Origin of the sequence: Pedobacter frigiditerrae, from assembly GCF_032678705.1 — a bacterium.
Lineage (GTDB): Bacteria > Bacteroidota > Bacteroidia > Sphingobacteriales > Sphingobacteriaceae > Pedobacter > Pedobacter frigiditerrae_A.
On record NZ_JAVTSS010000002.1, the window covers coordinates 116,604 to 136,139 of the forward strand.

26 protein-coding genes are annotated in these 19,536 nt (G+C 33.5%); 10 read left to right on the forward strand and 16 right to left on the reverse strand.

Going from position 1 to position 19,536, the window contains the following annotated elements; translation table 11 throughout:
* Positions 1-16 precede the first annotated feature (16 nt).
* Genes R2Q59_RS11030 through R2Q59_RS11045 form a run of 4 tightly spaced genes read right to left on the reverse strand, consistent with a single transcriptional unit; the run spans position 17 to position 2,584 of the window.
* A complete protein-coding gene (locus R2Q59_RS11030; RefSeq protein ID WP_316785542.1) occupies positions 17-304 on the reverse strand; it encodes a hypothetical protein in 288 nt (95 codons plus the stop codon).
* Positions 305-538: a DUF2683 family protein gene (locus R2Q59_RS11035; RefSeq protein ID WP_316785543.1), complete on the reverse strand. Its 234-nt coding sequence runs from the start codon at positions 536-538 to the stop codon at positions 305-307.
* A gap of 22 nt (positions 539-560) precedes the next feature.
* Positions 561-1,613 (reverse strand): TerC/Alx family metal homeostasis membrane protein, encoded by a 1,053-nt coding sequence (locus tag R2Q59_RS11040; protein ID WP_316768852.1) that lies wholly within the window; start codon positions 1,611-1,613, stop codon positions 561-563.
* Entirely contained in the window at positions 1,613-2,584 is a 972-nt protein-coding gene (locus tag R2Q59_RS11045; RefSeq protein WP_316768854.1) for a polyprenyl synthetase family protein, read from the reverse strand. Before R2Q59_RS11045 ends, R2Q59_RS11040 begins: the two co-directional genes overlap by 1 nt.
* Before the next feature lie 70 nt (positions 2,585-2,654).
* On the opposite strand from R2Q59_RS11045, the gene R2Q59_RS11050 reads away from it, so the two are divergent.
* The 4 genes from R2Q59_RS11050 (at position 2,655) to R2Q59_RS11065 (ending at position 5,427) form a co-directional block, all read left to right on the forward strand.
* Positions 2,655-3,644, forward strand: a complete 990-nt coding sequence (locus tag R2Q59_RS11050; RefSeq protein WP_316785544.1) for an alpha/beta hydrolase — start codon at positions 2,655-2,657, stop codon at positions 3,642-3,644.
* Between the two features lie 20 nt (positions 3,645-3,664).
* Entirely contained in the window at positions 3,665-4,045 is a 381-nt protein-coding gene (locus R2Q59_RS11055) for a PH domain-containing protein (protein WP_316768857.1), read from the forward strand.
* Positions 4,046-4,266: 221 nt separating this feature from the next.
* Positions 4,267-4,740, forward strand: a complete 474-nt coding sequence (locus R2Q59_RS11060) for a YdeI/OmpD-associated family protein (protein WP_316768859.1) — start codon at positions 4,267-4,269, stop codon at positions 4,738-4,740.
* 60 nt (positions 4,741-4,800) lie between these two features.
* Complete coding sequence (locus tag R2Q59_RS11065) at positions 4,801-5,427, forward strand: hypothetical protein (protein WP_316768860.1); 627 nt, start codon at positions 4,801-4,803, stop codon at positions 5,425-5,427.
* A gap of 65 nt (positions 5,428-5,492) precedes the next feature.
* On the opposite strand, the gene R2Q59_RS11070 is transcribed toward R2Q59_RS11065, so the two are convergent.
* From R2Q59_RS11070 to R2Q59_RS11095, 6 genes are all read right to left on the reverse strand, one after another.
* On the reverse strand, positions 5,493-6,908 hold the full coding sequence (locus R2Q59_RS11070) for an MBL fold metallo-hydrolase (RefSeq protein WP_316785545.1): 1,416 nt from the start codon (positions 6,906-6,908) through the stop codon (positions 5,493-5,495).
* Between the two features lie 192 nt (positions 6,909-7,100).
* Positions 7,101-8,117 carry a type I asparaginase gene (locus R2Q59_RS11075; protein WP_316785546.1) on the reverse strand — a complete coding sequence of 339 codons (1,017 nt, stop codon included), beginning with the start codon at positions 8,115-8,117 and terminating at the stop codon, positions 7,101-7,103.
* A gap of 101 nt (positions 8,118-8,218) precedes the next feature.
* Positions 8,219-8,476, reverse strand: coding sequence for a GxxExxY protein (locus tag R2Q59_RS11080; protein ID WP_316785547.1), 258 nt, complete (start codon positions 8,474-8,476; stop codon positions 8,219-8,221).
* Positions 8,477-8,718: 242 nt separating this feature from the next.
* Positions 8,719-9,486 (reverse strand): TatD family hydrolase, encoded by a 768-nt coding sequence (locus R2Q59_RS11085; protein WP_316768870.1) that lies wholly within the window; start codon positions 9,484-9,486, stop codon positions 8,719-8,721.
* Positions 9,487-9,582: 96 nt separating this feature from the next.
* A complete protein-coding gene (locus tag R2Q59_RS11090) occupies positions 9,583-10,575 on the reverse strand; it encodes an FKBP-type peptidyl-prolyl cis-trans isomerase (protein ID WP_316768871.1) in 993 nt (330 codons plus the stop codon).
* Positions 10,576-10,626: 51 nt separating this feature from the next.
* Complete coding sequence (locus R2Q59_RS11095) at positions 10,627-11,637, reverse strand: DHH family phosphoesterase (RefSeq protein WP_316785548.1); 1,011 nt, start codon at positions 11,635-11,637, stop codon at positions 10,627-10,629.
* A gap of 115 nt (positions 11,638-11,752) precedes the next feature.
* Here R2Q59_RS11095 and R2Q59_RS11100 point away from each other — a divergent pair, with 115 nt between their 5' ends.
* From R2Q59_RS11100 to R2Q59_RS11110, 3 genes are all read left to right on the forward strand, one after another.
* Complete coding sequence (locus R2Q59_RS11100; protein WP_316785549.1) at positions 11,753-12,172, forward strand: nucleoside-diphosphate kinase; 420 nt, start codon at positions 11,753-11,755, stop codon at positions 12,170-12,172.
* Positions 12,173-12,261: 89 nt separating this feature from the next.
* Positions 12,262-13,032, forward strand: coding sequence for an FKBP-type peptidyl-prolyl cis-trans isomerase (locus R2Q59_RS11105; RefSeq protein WP_316768878.1), 771 nt, complete (start codon positions 12,262-12,264; stop codon positions 13,030-13,032).
* 230 nt (positions 13,033-13,262) lie between these two features.
* Positions 13,263-13,439: a hypothetical protein gene (locus R2Q59_RS11110; RefSeq protein ID WP_316785550.1), complete on the forward strand. Its 177-nt coding sequence runs from the start codon at positions 13,263-13,265 to the stop codon at positions 13,437-13,439.
* A 211-nt stretch (positions 13,440-13,650) separates the two neighbouring features.
* Here the strand turns inward: R2Q59_RS11110 and R2Q59_RS11115 are convergent, their stop codons facing one another.
* Positions 13,651-13,941, reverse strand: coding sequence for a DUF721 domain-containing protein (locus R2Q59_RS11115; RefSeq protein ID WP_316768882.1), 291 nt, complete (start codon positions 13,939-13,941; stop codon positions 13,651-13,653).
* Entirely contained in the window at positions 13,934-15,037 is a 1,104-nt protein-coding gene (gene recF / locus R2Q59_RS11120) for a DNA replication/repair protein RecF (RefSeq protein ID WP_316768883.1), read from the reverse strand. The genes R2Q59_RS11115 and recF overlap by 8 nt, the downstream gene beginning before the upstream one ends.
* Before the next feature lie 130 nt (positions 15,038-15,167).
* Here recF and R2Q59_RS11125 point away from each other — a divergent pair, with 130 nt between their 5' ends.
* The 3 genes from R2Q59_RS11125 (at position 15,168) to ytxJ (ending at position 17,058) form a co-directional block, all read left to right on the forward strand.
* Positions 15,168-15,836: a tetratricopeptide repeat protein gene (locus R2Q59_RS11125; RefSeq protein ID WP_316768885.1), complete on the forward strand. Its 669-nt coding sequence runs from the start codon at positions 15,168-15,170 to the stop codon at positions 15,834-15,836.
* Positions 15,837-16,040: 204 nt separating this feature from the next.
* Positions 16,041-16,532: a 6,7-dimethyl-8-ribityllumazine synthase gene (ribH, locus tag R2Q59_RS11130; RefSeq protein WP_316785551.1), complete on the forward strand. Its 492-nt coding sequence runs from the start codon at positions 16,041-16,043 to the stop codon at positions 16,530-16,532.
* Between the two features lie 193 nt (positions 16,533-16,725).
* Positions 16,726-17,058, forward strand: coding sequence for a bacillithiol system redox-active protein YtxJ (gene ytxJ / locus R2Q59_RS11135; protein WP_316785552.1), 333 nt, complete (start codon positions 16,726-16,728; stop codon positions 17,056-17,058).
* Positions 17,059-17,087: 29 nt separating this feature from the next.
* Here ytxJ and R2Q59_RS11140 read toward each other — a convergent pair whose 3' ends face one another.
* The 4 genes from R2Q59_RS11140 to R2Q59_RS11155 are packed head-to-tail and all read right to left on the reverse strand — an operon-like array spanning position 17,088 to position 19,479.
* On the reverse strand, positions 17,088-17,852 hold the full coding sequence (locus R2Q59_RS11140) for a TonB family protein (protein ID WP_316785553.1): 765 nt from the start codon (positions 17,850-17,852) through the stop codon (positions 17,088-17,090).
* A gap of 57 nt (positions 17,853-17,909) precedes the next feature.
* Positions 17,910-18,428: a hypothetical protein gene (locus tag R2Q59_RS11145; RefSeq protein ID WP_316785554.1), complete on the reverse strand. Its 519-nt coding sequence runs from the start codon at positions 18,426-18,428 to the stop codon at positions 17,910-17,912.
* Positions 18,425-18,988 carry a hypothetical protein gene (locus R2Q59_RS11150; protein ID WP_316785555.1) on the reverse strand — a complete coding sequence of 188 codons (564 nt, stop codon included), beginning with the start codon at positions 18,986-18,988 and terminating at the stop codon, positions 18,425-18,427. Before R2Q59_RS11150 ends, R2Q59_RS11145 begins: the two co-directional genes overlap by 4 nt.
* Before the next feature lie 26 nt (positions 18,989-19,014).
* On the reverse strand, positions 19,015-19,479 hold the full coding sequence (locus R2Q59_RS11155; protein ID WP_316785556.1) for a M23 family metallopeptidase: 465 nt from the start codon (positions 19,477-19,479) through the stop codon (positions 19,015-19,017).
* Between the last annotated feature and the right edge of the window lie 57 nt (positions 19,480-19,536).

A 19,536-nucleotide genomic window follows, 5' to 3' on the forward strand; every position in this document is an offset into this window, starting at 1 on the left:
TTAACTATTTGAATTTTTACAAAAAAGGCTCTTGTCTTGTGTCCCAGAAAACCAATAACTCTATCCTATCTTCTATTACACGATATAAAAAAGAGCAGTTTTGATGAAGAATTCCTTTTCTAACACTTGAATTTTCTAAAACAGACTTAAATATTAATGGATTATTTGAAATTAGTTTTAGGATTTTCTCTGTTCTATTAATAAAATTATTTACGTGCTTTAAACCCCAAAACTCATTAAGATATTCTAAAGTATATAAGTAGGTCTCTTTGGCTGTTTTGGTCCATAAAACGGTTAATGCCAATTATCCTTTATACTTATCTTTTATAGATTTCAAAAACTCATCATTATTGGTAAACTTCTTTTCATCTGCTTCAGACAAAGCTTTATTCATCAACTTAGACACATAGGTTGGAAGTTCTTCTTCAACCAAAGTCTGTTGAGGCACTACCTCAACTTTAATATTTAAGGCTTTAAGAAAATCCTTTACCTTCTTTGTTTGAGATGGTCCTTCTGTGTGTATAACAAGTGTTTCCATACTCAAATATAGCGATTTGTAATTACTTAACCTGTATAGTCTTTTTAGGAAATACCAATGATGCCACAATGCTGGCCGTTAAAATAAACAAGATGATTAACAAAGAATGTTCTGTTGTAAAACCCCACTCTTTTAAATAATGATGAGCCAACATTTTTACGCCGATAAAAGTCAACAAAAATGCCAAACCAGTTTTTAGGTAATGGAATTTATGAATGATGTTAACTAGCAAGAAGAACATCGACCTTAAACCCATAATGGCGAATATGTTAGAGAAGAATACAATGTAAGCGTCCTTTGTAACGGCAAAAATTGCAGGAATGGAGTCTACTGCAAAAATTAAATCTGTAAACTCCACAATTAACAACACTAAAAACAATGGTGTTAAAAGTCTTTTACCATTTACTTTATGGAAGAAATTATTCCCTTCATAACGTGGGTGAATAGCAAAAAATTTAGAAGCAAATTTAACTACTGGATGTTTTTCTGTATCAATTTTATCATCGCCGTCTTTAGAGAAAAACATTTTTAGTCCAGTAAAAATCAAGAAAGCCCCAAAAACATATAATATCCAAGCAAATTCATTAATCAAGGCAGCTCCTAAAAAAATGAAAATGAAACGCATGATAATGGCACCCAAAATACCCCAAAATAAAACCCTATGGTAATATTTTTCTGGTACAGCAAAGGCTGAGAAAATCAGTACAATAACAAAGATATTATCAACTGAAAGCGCATACTCAATTACATAGCCCGTTAAAAACTCTATCCCTAAATTCTGGTTATAAAGCTTAAGGCTCTCTTCAAAATTACCTGGAATTAATGTGATTTGATGTTGATGTGCTTTGACGATTTGCTGCAGTTGTGCAAAATTCCTAATGCCGTGTAGTTCTTGTCCTTCTAAAATCAGCAAGAAATAGAAGCCCAAAGCAAGCGTGACCATAATGAAACTCATGATACCCGCTTGCTTTAAGCTTATGATGTGGTCTTTTTTACTAAATAAACCTAAATCTAGTGCCAAAATAAGCACAATAAAAACTAGGAAACCACCAATGAATAATAATTCGTTCGACATTATTTTTTACGTTCTGTTGTATATCTTACCAGTTGTTCTAATCCAGTTCTTGCATCGCTTTCTTCAAATTGATACAAAATATCAAAAGCTTCTTTTTGGTATTCGAGCATTTTCTGATTGGCGTAATGAACCCCATCTTTGCTATTAACGAAATCGATTATCTCTTGTATTTTTTTCGGGTCATCTTGATGGTTTTTCACCAAATTGATAATTCGTTTTCTTTCTGGTTTTTCTACACTATTTAAAGCATAGATTAATGGTAAGGTTACTTTTTTCTCTTTAATGTCTATCCCTAATGGTTTACCAACATCATCAGTTCCAAAATCGAAAGTATCATCCTTAATTTGAAAAGCGATACCCACTTTTTCTCCAAACAAGCGCATTTTCTCAACTGTTTCCTCATCGGCACCTGCCGAAGCGGCACCACAAGCACAACAAGAAGCAATTAAAGAAGCTGTTTTCTGGCGAATTACATCGAAATATAATTCCTCGCTAATGTCCATCCTTCTTACCTTCTCAATCTGCAACAACTCACCCTCACTCATTTGCTGTACAGCAGTAGATACTATCTTCAACAAAGCAAACTCGCTATTGTTTACCGAAAGCAACAGACCTTTTGCCAATAAATAATCACCTACTAAAACGGCTATCTTATTTTTCCATAAAGCATTAATAGAAAAAAAGCCTCTACGCTCGTAAGCATTATCAACTACATCATCATGCACCAAAGTTGCCGTATGTAAAAGCTCTACCAGAGCTGCACCCCTATGAGTCGATTCGATAATGCCACCACATAATTTCGCCGCAAAAAACACGAACATTGGTCGCATCTGCTTGCCTTTTCTTTTTACAATGTAATGGGTAATGCGATTTAATAAAGGCGCATCGCTGTGCATGGAATCCTTAAATTTGGCTTCAAAAGCATCAATCTCTGCGGCAATAGGTTGTTTTATCTGATTTATTCCGGGCATTCAGCTAAAAATGTGTTTGCAAACTTACTTAAATTCCATTAAAACAGTATTTTTAATCAAACTTATATAGATGAAATTATTCTTAAGCATACTATCTGTCATCGTTTTGATATTGGTAATCGTTTATTTTGTTGGTCCAAAACCTCTTAGGCCAAATTACAGCACTAAACTACCAAGCATTCCTACATTATCGGCATTGCCAAATTATGTTGCCAAGCAAGAAGCTAAATTTAAAATTAAACCAGGTAATGAGGCCGAAATTATTTGGGCAGACACCTCTAAACAGCAAACTGAATATGCAATAGTCTATTTGCATGGCTTTTCTGCTTCAAAACAAGAAGGAAATCCGGCTTATGATTATTTGGCTAAAGCTTTACACGCCAATTTATATTTAGCTCGTTTGGCCGACCATGGTTTAGATACCGTTGCACCGATGCAATATTTTACTGCGGACCGACTTTGGGAAAGTGGCAAAAAGGCTTATGCTATTGGCAAAAAGCTAGGTAAAAAAGTAATTCTAGTTGGCACATCAACAGGTGGAACCTTAGCTTTACAGTTAGCAGCAGCATATCCAGAAATTAATAGTCTGGTGTTAATGTCACCAAATATTGCCATTAATGACGATAAAGCTTGGTTATTGAATAACCCTTGGGGTTTGCAAATTGCGAGGCAAGTAACGGGTGGTGATGAAAGAATTGTAGAAGGAAAAGACCCTATTTACAAAAAATTTTGGTATACAAATTATCGTTTAGAGTCTTTGGTAGAGCTTGAGGAAATGATTGAAAGCAGCATGACACCAGAACTTTTTGCTAAAGTGAAACAACCAGTTTTAATGTTGTACTATTACAAAAGTGAAACTGAACAAGATCCTGTTGTAAAAGTAGATGCCATGTTAAAAATGTTCGATGAACTAGGAACTCCTTCTGCTTTAAAACAAAAAATTGCAGTTCCTAATGCAGGCAATCATGTAATCGGCTCAGCTATTACATCTAAAGATATTTTAGGCGTAGAGCACGCAATGGATGGTTTTATAGCCGTAAGACTAAAGCACAAGGATTAACTTAAAATTTAAATAGAAAAATGGGATTATTTTCATCGTTAATGGGCAATGCGGGAGCAGTTAGCCCAGAAGAATTACAAAAAAATTATGGTCAGTTGCTAATAAACGGTGAGGAAATTGAACTTGGCTTTAAACTAATTAGAGACACTTTCATTTTTACCAATAGGCGTTTAATTCTAATAGATGTACAAGGTTTAACTGGGAGTAAAACAGAATATCTATCTGTAGCTTATAAAAGCATCTCTAAATTTAGTGTAGAAACTGCGGGAACTTTCGACTTAGAAGCTGAGTTAAAAATATGGATTTCGAGCGAAACCATGCCAAGTATCAAAAAGAAATTCAATAAATCTGTTAATGTTTATGAGGTGCAAAATGTATTGGCACATCATGTTTTGGGATAATATTTTTTCATCTATTCGTTAGATATAAATAACAACATTACTTTGCCTTTTTGTGTCTTTGCTGTTAATTTTAGAAAAACAAGGTCAGCATTTCAAACCGCAGGATAGTCCCGCCATACACTACAATCTTTTACCCCTAAATCCCCTGAAGGGGACTTGGTAAAAGTATTTTCGTTACTGTCGGGTTTAGAAAACAAAGGAAGAAGCCAGATCCATAAACAATGAAACACCATTTTGAAGCAAAAATCTATAAAATAGGAATCAATTGGGCAGTTGATGTTCCTGCTGATATAACCGCTCAATTAAAACCAGAAAAAGGTTACATCAGAATTAAAGGTCAAATCAATGATTTCGATTTTATCCAAACTTTGGTTCCAGTAAAAAATTCACTTTACAGATTGTTCGTAAACCTCATCATGATGAAAGGTGGCAAAACTGCCTTAGGTGAAGTTGCTTCTTTTGCTATAGAACAAAACGAAGTAGAACTGGTTAAAATGTATGCAATGCCAAAAATACTTTCATCCATACTTGAAAAGGAAAAGCTAAATGATGATTTTAACGCACTAAGCGAAGCCAGAAAAAAAGACGTCCTCAAATATTTAAGCTTTATAAAAACTGAAGAAACAATGATGAAAAACATCAATAAGTTAATTGAACAGCTTAAAAACAAGGATAAAAATGCGAGGATACCTTAATTAAGAATGCCTTTTTTGTTCTGAAATATGGAATTATAGTTTTCTTATCATCCATCATATATGATGAGAAATAGAAATAAAATATTTTATCCAGCTGGATTAATTAGCCTCATTCTTTTACCCATTCTTTGTATTTGGAATCTAAATGAACAAAACGCTTTTGAAAAAATTGGCGTTTTAGAAGTTGCGTACTTTTATCATAATGAGTTAGATGAATCTAGCAATTCACAGTCTTTTAAAGAGTTAATTTCATCAAGGAATTATATTGAAATTGAATTTAATGGCAATGAAAAAGATGACAACATCATACTTGAATATGCAAAGGTAAAAATCAAAAACTTAATCAGATCTAAAGACACTATTACAGGAGTGCATTTCAAGTTTACTGAGAAAGCTAAATATTGGAATTTTGTTAAAGCGGTAGATGTTTGTCAAGTTGAAAGTCTTAATCCTCTAATGGATAAGAATAATATTTGGGTTGCATATTATCCTCCCCAGCGTAATGTTAAGGAAGAAAATTATATTGTAATGTTTTGTGGAACAAATGAAGCTTCAAGAATACTTCAAGCAAAAGCAGAAAAGTTAGCCGAATTTAATGAGTACCTATCCAAAAAAATCAATTATTTAATATTTTTGTCAATACCTTTCTTCCTAATGTGTTTCTTTAGTTTTAGAAAAATATTATAGGAAAGATTGCTTCGTTCCCGAAAGTTCGGGACAAGCAGTTCCATATCGCAATGACGGCATTCCGATTAAACCTTCATCGCTTTGCTCGGACAAGCAAAATCAGTTCTTTTTAACTCAGTTTCTTTAAGGGCACTATAACCTCCAGCAATGTCAATTACTTTTTCTATACCACGAGCTTTTAAAATCGAAGCCGCAATCATAGAACGATAACCACCAGCACAGTGAATGTAATAAGTTTCCTCAGGATTAATTTCACTTGTCCAATCGTTAATATAATCTAAAGGACGAGCTAATGTAGCTTCTAAATGTTCCGATTCATACTCTCCAGGCTTGCGAACATCTAAGGCATTGATAACCTCATCTGCATTTAAGACTGCTTCAAATTCTGCAGCAGAGATTGATTTGATTTCATCAGTTTCTTTTCCTGCGGCTTGCCAAGCAGTAATTCCGCCTTCTAAATAACCGATGGTATTATCATATCCAACTCTTGCTAATCTGGTAATCGCTTCTTCGGCCTTGCCTTCTTCTGTAACTAATAACAACTCTTGTTTCAAGTCGCTAATTAAAGCACCAACCCAAGGCGCAAACTGTCCGTTTAAACCAATGTTTATTGAATTTGGTATAAATGCCTGAGCAAAAACTTGCGGGTCCCTCGTATCTAATATCAAAGCGCCAGTTAAATTGGCTACAGTTTCAAATTCTTTTGGTGATAAAGCAACTAAACCTTTTTCGTAAACTTCATCAATACTTTCATAACCACCTTTATTCATCGCTACATTTTTAGCAAAATATTGCGGAGGAGGTAAAATCCCGTCGGTTACTTCTTTAATAAACTGTTCTTTAGAACTCGCTTTTAAAGCGTAATTAACTTCTTTCTGGTTACCTAAAGTATCGAAAGTTTCCTTGCTCATACTTTTGCCACAAGCAGAACCAGCACCATGGGCAGGATAAACAATTACATCATCTGCCAAAGGTTTAATTTTGGTAGTTAAAGAATCATAAAGCATACCTGCTAAATCATCCATCGTTAAATCTCCTTTTTGAGCTAAATCTGGTCTACCAACATCACCAATAAAAAGTGTATCTCCTGAGAAAATACAATGGTCTTTTCCGTTTGCATCAGTTAGTAAATAAGTAGTAGATTCTAGCGTATGACCAGGTGTATGTATGGTTGTAATCGTTAAATCGCCAATTTTAAATTGTTCTCCATCTTTTGCTATATGCGATGGAAAATCTGTTTTTGCAGTTGGTCCATAAACAATTGTTGCTCCAGATTTTTCTGCTAAATCTACGTGACCAGAAACAAAATCTGCGTGAAAATGAGTTTCAAATATATATTTAATAGTCGCTCCATTTTGAGCCGCTTTTTTTAAATAAGGATTTATTTCACGTAGCGGGTCGATAATAGCAGCTTCGCCATTACTTTCTATATAATAAGCCGCTTCGGCTAAACATCCCGTATATATTTGCTCTATTTTCATTCCTTTAGATCTGAGTATTGAGATTTGCGATATGAGAACATCTTCAAATCTAAGGCAAAAATAAGGTTATAAATTTAGAAGCAGAATGATTTTAATCATAATTGCAGCAATTTTACTTTTGATAGATGTGAGAAGTTAGATGTGAGATTTGAGAACTAAACAATAAAGCAATCTTACAATTCAACAATATTATTAGTCTGTTAATTCTCCAGCAATAGAAATCTCTAACAATCTCTTTACTTCTTCTATGCTCAAATCTTGCCCCAACAAATACATCAACTTAGTAACCGCCGATTCAAAAGTTAAATCAGAACCACTTAAAATCCCCATTTTTTGTAGTTTTCTACTGGTTTCATACAAACCTAATTGAACAGAACCTCCTTTACATTGAGAAATATCCAATATGATTTTGTTGGCTTCAATAGCCTCTTTTAAACAAGTGATAAACCAAGGTGCTGTTGTTGTATTCCCTGAGCCAAATGCCTCTAAAATGATGGCTTCTGCATTAGATTCTGTTATTGCCCTAACTGCATTCTCTGTTATGCCTGGATACATTTTCAACACCCCTATATTTGCATTGAATGATGTATGAATTTGAAAAGGTTCAGTTGGAATTGGTAAAATATAGTTTGGATAAAAATCCAAATTCACCCCTGCTTCTGCTAAAATAGGATAGTTTGGCGATGCAAAAGCTTCAAATTTTTCTGAGTTGTATTTAATGGAACGATTTCCTCTAAAAAGCTGATAATCAAAATAAATGCATACTTCTGGAACCATCGCTTTGCCATCCTTTTTAGTTGCAGCTATTTCTAAAGCAGTGATTAAATTCTCTTTAGCATCTGTCCTAATCTCCCCGATTGGCAATTGAGAGCCCGTTAAAATAACAGGCTTAGCCAAGTTTTGCAGCATGAAACTCAAGGCAGATGCAGTGAATGACATGGTATCTGAGCCATGTAAAATCACAAATCCATCAAAGGCATCATACTTTTCTTTAATCAGCTCTGCTAGTTCTGCCCAAACATCTGGATTCATATTTGATGAATCTAGAATTGGGTCGAAAGAGTGAACAGAAAGTTGGTAATCTAATCTGGCTAATTCTGGCACATTATCTTGAATTTGTTCAAAATCAAACGGAATTAAAGTGCCTGTTTTGGCATCGTTAACCATCCCGATGGTACCGCCAGTATAGATGATGAGAATTTTGGTCATACAACTCAAAGATATGGATTTTTACCGCAGAGAAAAGGAGAATTTAGAGTGAGATAACCGCAAAGAACGCTAAGTTTTTCGCAAAGAATAAAAAAAAGAACCTAGAGCTGATTAACTACTGGTTTCAATCCATCCTTTAATCTAAATGTATTAAAGTTCATAAGTAAGCCTAATCTATAATTTCCTAATTTTAGATAGGTTAGCGTCTGCGCTAAATGAACGTTATTCAACGCTTCTACACTTTTTAGTTCAAGTACTAATTTCCGTTCAATCAGAATATCTATCTTATATCCACAATCAAGCCTAACATCTTCATAAACAACTGGCATAACTCTTTCCTTTTCTACATAAAATCCCAATTGATTGATTTTATAAAAAAGACATTCCTTATAAACATTTTTCTAGAAGACCTGCTCCCAATGAAGTATGTACTCCAATTGCAATCCCAATAATTTCGTTTGACAATTCATTTTCATCCATTATCTAATTTAATCAAATATAACTATCTGATTATAAATAATTTAAATTAACTAATACTTAACAAAATTTCTTTTAACTTCACTTTCTTTGCGAAATCTTTGTGTCTTTGCGGTTAAACAACCTAAACTCCAAATATCTTCCTCGAGTTCTCCGTAGTAAGCTCTGCCACCTCTTCTAAGCTTACTTTATAAATATCAGCTACTTTTTGTGCGATGTGAATTAAATAACTACTTTCATTTGGCTTACCACGAAATGGAACCGGAGCTAGATATGGCGAATCAGTTTCTAATACAATATTAGTTAGTGGAATATCTTCCAACACTAAATCCAATCCAGCTTTTTTGTAAGTAACCACACCGCCAATACCTAAATAAAAACCCAAATCAATTGCTATTTTTGCTTGCGTTAAATCTCCTGTAAAACAATGGAAAATACCTCTCAATTTTTCATCTTTCATTTCATCTAGCACTTCGAAAGTTTCATCAAAAGCTTCACGACAGTGGATAACAATTGGCAAACCTAAATCTTTAGCCCAGTTGATTTGTTGTTTAAAAGCATCCTGTTGTATAGCTAAAGTTGTTTTATCCCAATGCAAATCGATTCCAATTTCACCTATGGCATAAATTTTTCTATCAGCTATGCTATTATAAATTAAAGGCAATTGCGTTAAATAATCTTCCTTCACATCACAAGGATGCAAACCAGCCATCGCAAAACAATTTTCAGGGTATTTTGCAACCAAATTATCAATCATCTCAATAGATTTCGCATCTACGTTGGGAAGGAAGAGCCGTTTTACATCAAAGGCAAAACACCTATCCATTAGTAATGCTTGTTTTTCTAAATCGGTTTCGTAATATAAATGGGTGTGCGTATCTGTTAAAAGCATATACAAAGGTATTTTTATTTCTCAGCATTGCTGAAAAATAGGCATAAAAAAACCCTGCTCAATTAAGAACAGGGTTTAATATTTTGATTAACTTAATTATGGTTGTGTTGCTCCTGCTGGTGCAGTTGGAGCAGGAGGAGCAGGCTGACCTTTGATGATGTTTACTACTTCTACATCAAAAACAACTGGTGCATACGGACCAATACCCCCTTGTGGACTACCTTGTTCTCCCCATCCCAATTTAGAAGGGATAACAACTGTGATTTTACCACCTTTACCAATTAAAGTTAAAGCTTCTGTAAAACCTGGAACAGTTTGTCCTTGTACCATTTTAGTTGGCCCATAAGGTTTACCTGGCTGTAATTTACCTGCTTCTTTAGCTTTTTTCTCATCGCTAGTGTCAAATAACTTGTATTTTCCTTTAGCATCTTTTTTAGTTAAAGTTCCAGTGTAGTTTAATAATACTGTATCACCCATTGCTGGTCTATCAGCACTACCCGGAGCAGTAATTACGTAATTTAAACCACTTGGAGCAGTTGTAACTTTAAGGTTGTTATCGGCAATGTAAGTTTTGATTTTGCCTTCTTCAGCCCCTTTAATTTTTTCCATTGTAGTTTTGTAATCTGCTTGGAAAAATTCACCAGCTCTTTTTTGGAAAACCGAATCTGCCTCACCTGCTTTTTTAGCGATTACTTTTTCAATTTTAACTGTAAAAGTGATGTATTTATCATTTTTAAACTGTTCTGGCTTAGGGTTTTTAGTATAGAAAGCCATGGTATCCAAGTTCACTTTAAAAGTTGCGCTATCACCTTCACCAAACATTAATAAAACATCATTAATATCACCAGCATAAGTTTTTGCCTGAACTGGGAATATCTGAGCCATTTCATTCTCATAAGTACTAGCTAAAACCGAATCTTTATCGTTTTTCTGAACAAAGTTCATTTTAATTGCATCACCTACTTTAATTTTTTCTTTTCCTTCAGAATGATGAATTGTATACAACAAACCTCCTGGACCTTTTTTCTCTCTGTTGCAAGAAGCTAAGCCTAATGTAGCCGCTAAAAGAATTACTAAACTTTTTTTCATTATATTTTATCTGTTTTTAATTTGGTTTGAAGAGCTTTCTGCTCATCTTTTTTATTGTAATAATTGAGTTTTATATTCTGGTAATATCGATTTAAATTCTGCTATTGTATCTGATAAGTTTTTATCAGATGCCCCACCTGCTGCATTTCTGTGCCCACCGCCTGCAAAGTATTTTTTACAGATTTCGTTGGCTGGAAAATCGCCTGTAGAACGCAAAGATAATTTAACTTTATCAGTTCTTTCAATAATAAATGCAGCTAACTTAATTCCGTTAATAGACAAGGCGTAATTTACAATACCTTCTGTATCTCCAGTTGCAATATCATAATTTTTTAGCTCATCTGCAGATACTGTAATTATAGCTGTATTAAAATCCCTTAAAATCTCTAATTTGTTAGTCAAACAATGACCTAAAAAGCGCAAACGGTTTTCAGATGCATTATCATACACCAACTGGTGGATTCTCCAATGTTCTGCTCCTAAATCAATTAAATCCGCTGCAATTCGATACACAGTTGATGTTGCAGATGGAAAACGGAACGAGCCAGAATCTGTCATGATGCCTGTATAAAGACAACTAGCTACATCTTTATTAATCAACTCGGCTTCATTAAGTTCATTTACTATAAAGTCATAAACTAATTGAGCAGCAGCACAGGCATTAATATTCCAGTGGCGATAATCATCAAAATCTTCTGGCTCTAAGTGATGGTCAATCATCAATTTTAAACCTGGTGCCTCACGAATATGCTCACCTAATTCATTTATTCTACTTAAGGTATTAAAGTCGCAGCAAAAAATTAAATCTGCTTGATTAACCAATTCTATAGACTTTTCTTGTGCCTCTGTGTAAATGATTACATCAGAATTATTGGGCATCCAATGTAAAAAATCTGGATAATCTGTTGGTGTAATTACGTTTACATGATGTCCTTTTTGAATTAAAAAGGCATATAAACCCAACGATGAGCCCATTGCATCTCCATCTGGTTTGTGATGTGTAGTAATCACAATCTTTTGTGGCGTAACCAATAATGTCTTTAGTTCAGAGATTGATATCATAATTTTTCGCCTGCAAAGCTAATAATTTTAGGTTTAATTGAGTGCTTTAATTCAGTAACCTTTAATATTAAGTTAAAGATTTGTACTTTTGCAAAAAATTTTGATTAAATATACAATGAGTACAAATAGAACATTTACAATGATTAAGCCTGATGGTGTTGCAAACGGGCACATTGGCGCTATCATAAACGACATCACTGCAGCTGGTTTTAAAATCATCGCTTTGAAATACACAAAATTAACGCCAGAACAAGCTGGTGAATTTTATGCAGTTCACAGTGCTCGTCCTTTTTATAATGATTTAGTGAGCTTTATGTCTTCTGGACCTATAGTTGCGGCTATTTTAGAAAAAGACAACGCTATTGAAGAATTTAGAACTTTAATTGGTGCAACTAACCCTGCTGAAGCTGCTGAAGGAACTATCCGTCAGAAATATGCAAAATCTATTGATGCAAATGCAGTTCACGGTTCTGATTCTGATGAAAATGCTCAAATTGAAGGAGATTTCTTCTTTACTGCTGACGAACGTTTCTAAGCAAACTATCAGTTAAATTACATACATAAGCACCTCATTAATTTAAGGTGCTTATTTTTTTATTTATATTTCGACCTTAAAATAAGAGAATGAAAAGAATATTATTAACAGGAATGATAGCTGTAGCGGGTTTGACCGTAAATGCCCAAACAGTTGCTAAAAAAACTACAACAGTAAAAAAACCTACAACTGCCGTAAAAAGCGTATCGAAGGTTGTTGCGAATAAAGTTCCATTATTTAAAAACACTTTAGATTCGGCAAGTTATGCATTAGGGATAAATGTAGGTAGCAGCTTTCAATCAGGTGGTTTAAAAACCATAAACTATGAATTATTTAATAAAGGATTACGTGATGTTTTCTCAAAAGCTAACCCAACATTAAGCCAACAACAATGTCAAGAAGTTATCAATAATCTTTTCACCAGTTTTAGCAAACAAAAAGAAGAAGAAGACAAGCAAAAATACATGCCAAATGTTAATGCTGGCAATCAATTCTTAGCAGCAAACAAGGTAAAACCAGGCATTAAAACAACCGCAAGTGGTTTGCAATATGAAGTTATTACACAAGGAGCAGGCGCAAAACCTGGCGCAACAGACCAAGTTACTGTAAATTATAAAGGCACTTTATTAAATGGAACTGAATTTGACAGTTCTTACAAAAGAAATGAGCCTGCAACATTTGGTTTAAATCAAGTTATTTCTGGTTGGACAGAAGGTTTACAGTTAATGCAAGAAGGATCAAAATATCGTTTCTTTGTACCTTATAATTTAGGTTATGGCGGTAGAGCTACTCCAGATGGCAGCATTCCTCCGTTTAGCACTTTAATATTTGAAGTAGAATTAATCAAGGTAGGTCAATAAAACCACTGCTTAAAAATTTAAGACTCATTTGAAAAAGATGGGTCTTTTTTTTATGGCTAATGCAGCCCCTCTTTCCACTTTACTTCGTGGTAACCGAAAAGGCTTACCGCTACGTGCTCGTTTCAATAGGGTTTAGTTTACACAGACAGCATTCCATAGCAAGTAAATCCTGCATAATTAAAACTATTCGCCATTTTCTCTGTTTTATCTCCACATTAAAACAAAACATCATGAGAAAATATAGCGCCTTGGCAATTGTTGCCTTATTAGCAACCACATTAAGTAGTTGTGAATTAGTTGAAGGAATCTTTAAAGCTGGAGTTTGGTCTGGCGTAATAATAGTTGTTATCGTATTAGCCTTAATAATTTGGTTAGTTTCTAAAGTTTTTGGCGGTGGAAAAAGCTAAAGCGATGTATTAAGAATCAATTTGGCGGTTTCGTCATGCTCAGCTTACCGAAGTAAATTCGGTACAAGTGAGTGGGCATCTTAATGCGTCTGTTAAGAAATAATTTTAACCTTTCATAAGCATTACGATTCCCTCCCGATAGCTATCGGGATTCACGGGAATGACGACCTCTCAATATTATTCTTCGATAAAGATTTCTGAAACGGCATCTTTACAGAAAAACAATCTCCGAAATCACTTTAGAACCTGCTCGTTCATTTAACTTATCAATTATTCCAGTTCGCACCATCAATAATTCGTTTTTAATAACTGATGATTCGATGCGAACAAATAATTTGCCCTGACTAACATAAATTTGAGTTGTTCTATTTGCCACTGCTGTACCCATTAATTCTGGCCAGTGTACCACAATTCCAGTTTCATCATATTTACCACGCAAACGATAAACCGATAACATTTTTGTTATCGCATCTTTTAATGATATGTCGTTTGGTTTACGCATGTTTAATTATTCCATTGTCAACTTCAAACAAAGTTACATCAACTTTAATTTCATTAAAAACAGAAAGCACTCTTTCTTTTCCAGTATCAGTAATAAATAGCTGCCCAAAGTCATGATGAGAAACCATTTCCATTAATTTATGTACTCGCAAATCATCCAATTTATCAAAAATATCATCCAATAATAACAAAGGTTTAAATCCCTTAAATTTTTGCAAATAGCTATACTGAGCAAGTTTTAATGCTATTAAAAATGATTTTTGCTGTCCTTGAGAGCCGAACTTTTTCAAAGGCATATCGCCGATGGTAAACAAAAGTTCATCTTTATGAATACCAGTTGTAGTTCTTTCTAAAACCCTATCTTTTTCTATAGAATTGGCTAATAAACTATCAAAAGATTGCTCATTTAATTGAGATTGATAGTTTAAAGAAACTTGTTCAGCATCATCTGTGATATAACTGTAGTGTTTATTAAAAAGTGGAATAAAATCAGACAAGAATTGTTTTCTCTTCTCATAAATTTTATTTCCTGACAAAATCAATTGCTCATCTAAGATTTGCAATAATGTTACATCTAACTTTCTTGTTGCTGCAACTTGTTTTAGCAAAGCATTTCTATTTAAAAGATGTTTATTATAAATAATGAGCTCATCCAAATAATTGGCGTCTGTTTGTGAAATTACATTATCAATAAACCTTCTACGTTCTTCACTCCCATCCATGATTAAATTCACATCATATGGAGAAATCATCACCAACGGGAAAAGCCCGATATGATTTGCCAATTTATCGTACTCTTTTTTATTTCGTTTAAAACTCTTTTTCTGATTTCGTTTTAAACCACAGGTTATCTTTTCGTTTTTTTCTTTTCGGTCAAAATCACCTTGTATTAAAAAAAGGTCTTCATTTGTTTTAATTTGCTGACTATCTATCGGATTAAAATAACTCTTGCACAGGCATAAATAATGTATAGCATCAAGCAAATTGGTCTTGCCAGCGCCGTTATTTCCTACAAAAGCATTTACTGTTTTTGCAAAAGTTAGCTCTGCAGATGAGTAATTTTTAAAGTTGAGAAGAGTAATGTTTTTTAACCACATAAAATATACGCCGCAATTTACTTTTTTTGTTGTTCCTAATCGACTAAAGTTTAATTAAATAGTTAAAAAAGGGGTTGATACTTTCATCTAAAAACGTATTTTTGCAATCTCAATTTTTTTTAAAAAACAAATGTCTACAACAGATACTACAACAACACAACCAGTGAGAAAAGGAACTTTCCTTGAGGAGAACGGTAAAAGTTTGTTATTTATAGCAGTAGCTATACTTGCTTTAGGAGCAATTGCTCTATATTATTTCGCGTCTTATTTGCCAAGCAGAGCAGATGAAGCAGCTGCTAAAATGTTCAAATCAGAGCAATATGTAGGTGTAGATTCTTTAGCTAACAAAGCAATTAATGGCGAAGGTGGCAATTATGGTTTAGAAAAAATTGCTGAAGAATATGACAATACTAAATCTGCTAACTTAGCTAACCTTTATTTAGGCGGTATTTATTTACGTAAAGGCGAGTACAAAAAAGCTACTGAGGCATTAGGTAAATATACAGCTACTGGCAGTCCGGTTGCAGACCCATTGGCTTTAGGCTTATTAGGCGATGCTTATAGTGAATTAAAAGACTACAAACAAGCAGCTACTTATTACAAAAAAGCAGCTGATAAAGCGAGCAACAAATTTACTTCTCCAATGTTCCTTAAAAAATTAGGTTTAGTGAATGAAACTTTAAAAGATTTTAAAGGTGCTGAAGAAGCTTATGAAAAAATCAAATCTCAATATCCAGATAGCCAAGAGGCAACAATGATAGATGAGTATCTAGCTCGCGTACAAGCACAAACAAACTAATTTTCCGCAAAGCGGATTTAAAAGACTCTGTTAACTCAGGGTCTTTTTTTTTGTGCTCTTTATCGTCATTGCGAGGGTCGATTTTTCATCGCCCGAAGCAATCTCATTCTAGAATTTATTTAAGAGAATTATTAGCATGTATCAATGACGAAATTACGACATAAACCTCCTCAACTTATTCAACAATAAATTTATCTTTGTACCATGGCTTCACATCTTAAAAATCTATCAGATTTTTCTCATACCACCATTCCGGGCGGTGCAAATTTTAAAATTGCTATAGTTGTAGCAGAATGGAATGCAAAAATTACTGGTGCACTGTATCAAGGTGCTTATGATACTTTAATTAAGCATGGTGTTGATAAAAAGAATATCATTTCTATGGCAGTACCAGGAAGCTTTGAGTTAACAGGAGCTGCAGAAATCTTATTAACCAAAAAGAAAAAGTTAGATGCAGTTATTTGTTTGGGTTGCGTGATACAAGGAGACACTAAACATTTTGATTTTATTTGTGAAGCTGTAGCTAATGGAATTACAAATGTTGGTATTAAACACAGTAAGCCAGTTATCTTTGGAGTTTTAACTACTAATGATGAGCAACAAGCTATAGATAGGGCTGGTGGCAAACATGGAAATAAGGGAGATGAGGCGGCAATAACTGCTTTAAAAATGGCCCATTTTTCTGCAACAATTTAACAAGCTTGCTTGTTATTCATAAAATTTTGTAATTTAGAGTTATAAAAAGGAATTCTTAAAACAATCATCGATGAAAAAAGTAGCTATTCTATTATTATTTGTGTTCTGCGCTATCGCAGTATTAGAATCATGCTCTTCTCGCCTATGTCCTGCTTATAGCTCTTACCCAGAGGGAAAAAGAAGGAGATAAAAAATGCAGTGGATAAGTCTTAATGACCTTGAACAGGTTAATACCATTAAAAATACTAATGGGTACAGTGTTATTTTTAAGCACAGTACCCGTTGTTCAATTAGCTTAATGGCGAAAAGAAATTTCGAATTAGACTGGGAAGCCATCCCAGCAGATACACAACTTTACTTTTTAGATTTGATTAGTCATCGAGATGTTTCTGCAGCAATTGCCGAAACTTTTCAGGTTCATCATGAATCGCCACAAACGCTATTAATTAAAGATGGTGAATGCATTTTAGATTCGTCGCATAGTGATATTTCTGCAGAAGAAATTGCGGAATCTATAACAGCATAAGATTTAATTTATAGATTTCATTAGCTCTCTTATTTTATTAATTTGAAGGGTATTTCCAATGAAATTCGTTGCGGATAATATTTACCTTCATTCATAGCTGGAATCCACTTTTTCATCGTTTTGAGAACTCTTACCACTTCTACTGAGCACCCATAACCTATATCCCTTATAATTAAAAAATCTTTAGCGGACCCATCCTCATCAATAGTAAATTCAACTTCAACTACTCCTTCAATATTATTTTCGATAGCCGCTTTAGGATATACCATAGCATTATTTAAAAATTGATATAACTTATTCATACCGTGATTGTATAATGCTGGAATTGGACTATAAACTCCATCGAAATAAGACGTAGGTTCCTTTACAATTCTCTTAATTAGAAGTTTTGGATTTGAAGATTGTTTTTTAGCCGAAATGGAAAGCTCTTCTCCAACTTTATATGTTCTTGTTTGACTTACAATTTTTACTAATAAATACCTACTGCCCTTATTTATAATGATTTTATCATCTATACCATAATAAAATATTAATGTATCAATCGGTTTGATGCCTTTTAGAAAAAAAAAGCCATTGATATCCGTTTTTGCTGTCCTGTTATTATATTTTTCATCTACAGTTCTGGAGATAATATTAGCACCAACTAAGGCTTCACCTTTTTCATCAATCACTTTTCCATAAATATTTATGGTATCGGTTAATGTGGTAACTGTATCACCTATTTTTTGAGCAAAGCCATAATTATAGGCAACAACAGAAATAAAAAAAACTAAAGCATTTTTTTTGAATGACATAATAAAGCCTTATAAAATATTGAGAAGAAATTAAATCATTTTATAATTAAAAATTCTCTAAAAAGTAATACTGACCATCCCATAAGGTATTAAATAGAAATTTTTATATTCATTACCAGTAAAAGTTGCCTTAATATTTTTCTTAAGTTGTTTATCTATTTTTGCAATATCTTTTAAATTAATCATTGTGCTCCCATTAAAAAAATAAGATATATTTTCTATAATTCCACTCTCTTGCAAAAAAGTAAACGATAAATCTATTCTATCTTTGTTTTGTTGCAAACCTTCTCTCTTATCAATCAATATATCATTAATTATCTTTTGAACGTTGGCTATATCGAAATGAATATCTTTCTTATTTGTACGAAAACCATTTGGGTCTTTTGGAGGAGGAGATGGTTTATCCCAAAATCTACCAATAACACTTACAGAAAATGAAATTTTATTTTGGTAAGTACTCTTTGTTACCTTAAAGACCTTACCATCTTGTGTGTATTTACCATCTTTTAAAGTATTTTGAGCGAAACAACTCGAGCAAAACACAAACGTTAGGAGTATAAAAATTAAATTTTTCATGGACAATTTCTATTAATATTATTAAAAAGTTTAATAAGGGCTTGCGGTGATAGATTTAATGCTACGCTATGATTTAAGTTACCTGACAATGCATTATATGCCGCCAAAAAAGAATTATAAGAACTCATAAAAGCATTATAATCAGCAATTTCAGCAGATGTACCATTAGGCTTTAATTTAGGATACGTTGTACCATTACTTGTTACTTGATTAATCCATAACAGATAAGCATCCTTTTGCGCTTGCGTGGCACTACTAAGGTCAAATGCGGTTGTATTTCCGTAATTTATCATATCATTCATCAATGCCTGTTCAAACTCGATATTTACAAAGCCATCTTGTGGGCCATTAGGACCAAGGCCATATTGTTCTGTACCCCCAGTGTATGTATCATCTTGAAAAGCATGAATAAACTCATGTTCCATAACATACATATTGGCAGCAGCAGCGTCAGAAGTAAAATTAAAACCTTCGTTAGTAGGGCTATATGTACCTGAACCAGTTCCAGAACTTATACAAAAACCAAATGCTTTATTTTTATTGTCAAAATGATTATACATATATTTTGTTGCGCAATCATAATCTTTTAACGAATTAACAGTATTGGAATAAAAGAAAAAACAGAAAAATGTAGATGATATGGTTTACTAACTGCGTTTCCAGAATTTCCAACCGCCCCAATCTGCTGTCCCTTTTTAACGAATCTAAATTGACTAATTCCTGATGTATTTAGGTGTGCAAAATAATACAACCGAAAGTCTGCACTTATAATATTAACATAATTTCCACCATTATTACTATAACCAGAAGAAGTAATGAAACCATTTACAGGGCTTAAGATTGGGGTTCTCTGTGGCGCAAAAATATCAATGCCTTTATGAATTCCTGAAACACCCCATGGGTAGTACCAATAACTTTTTAGATCCCAATTTTTAGAACTTGCAGCTTTAACAGGGATAATTAGTTCTCTATTTACCCCAATTACGTTAACAACAATTGTGCAAATGATATAGGTTATAGGAATTATAAAAAGTAGCTTCCATTTATTCATTAGTTAAATGTAATAAAAACAAGCCAATCATTTTATAATGAAATATAATCTTCGACT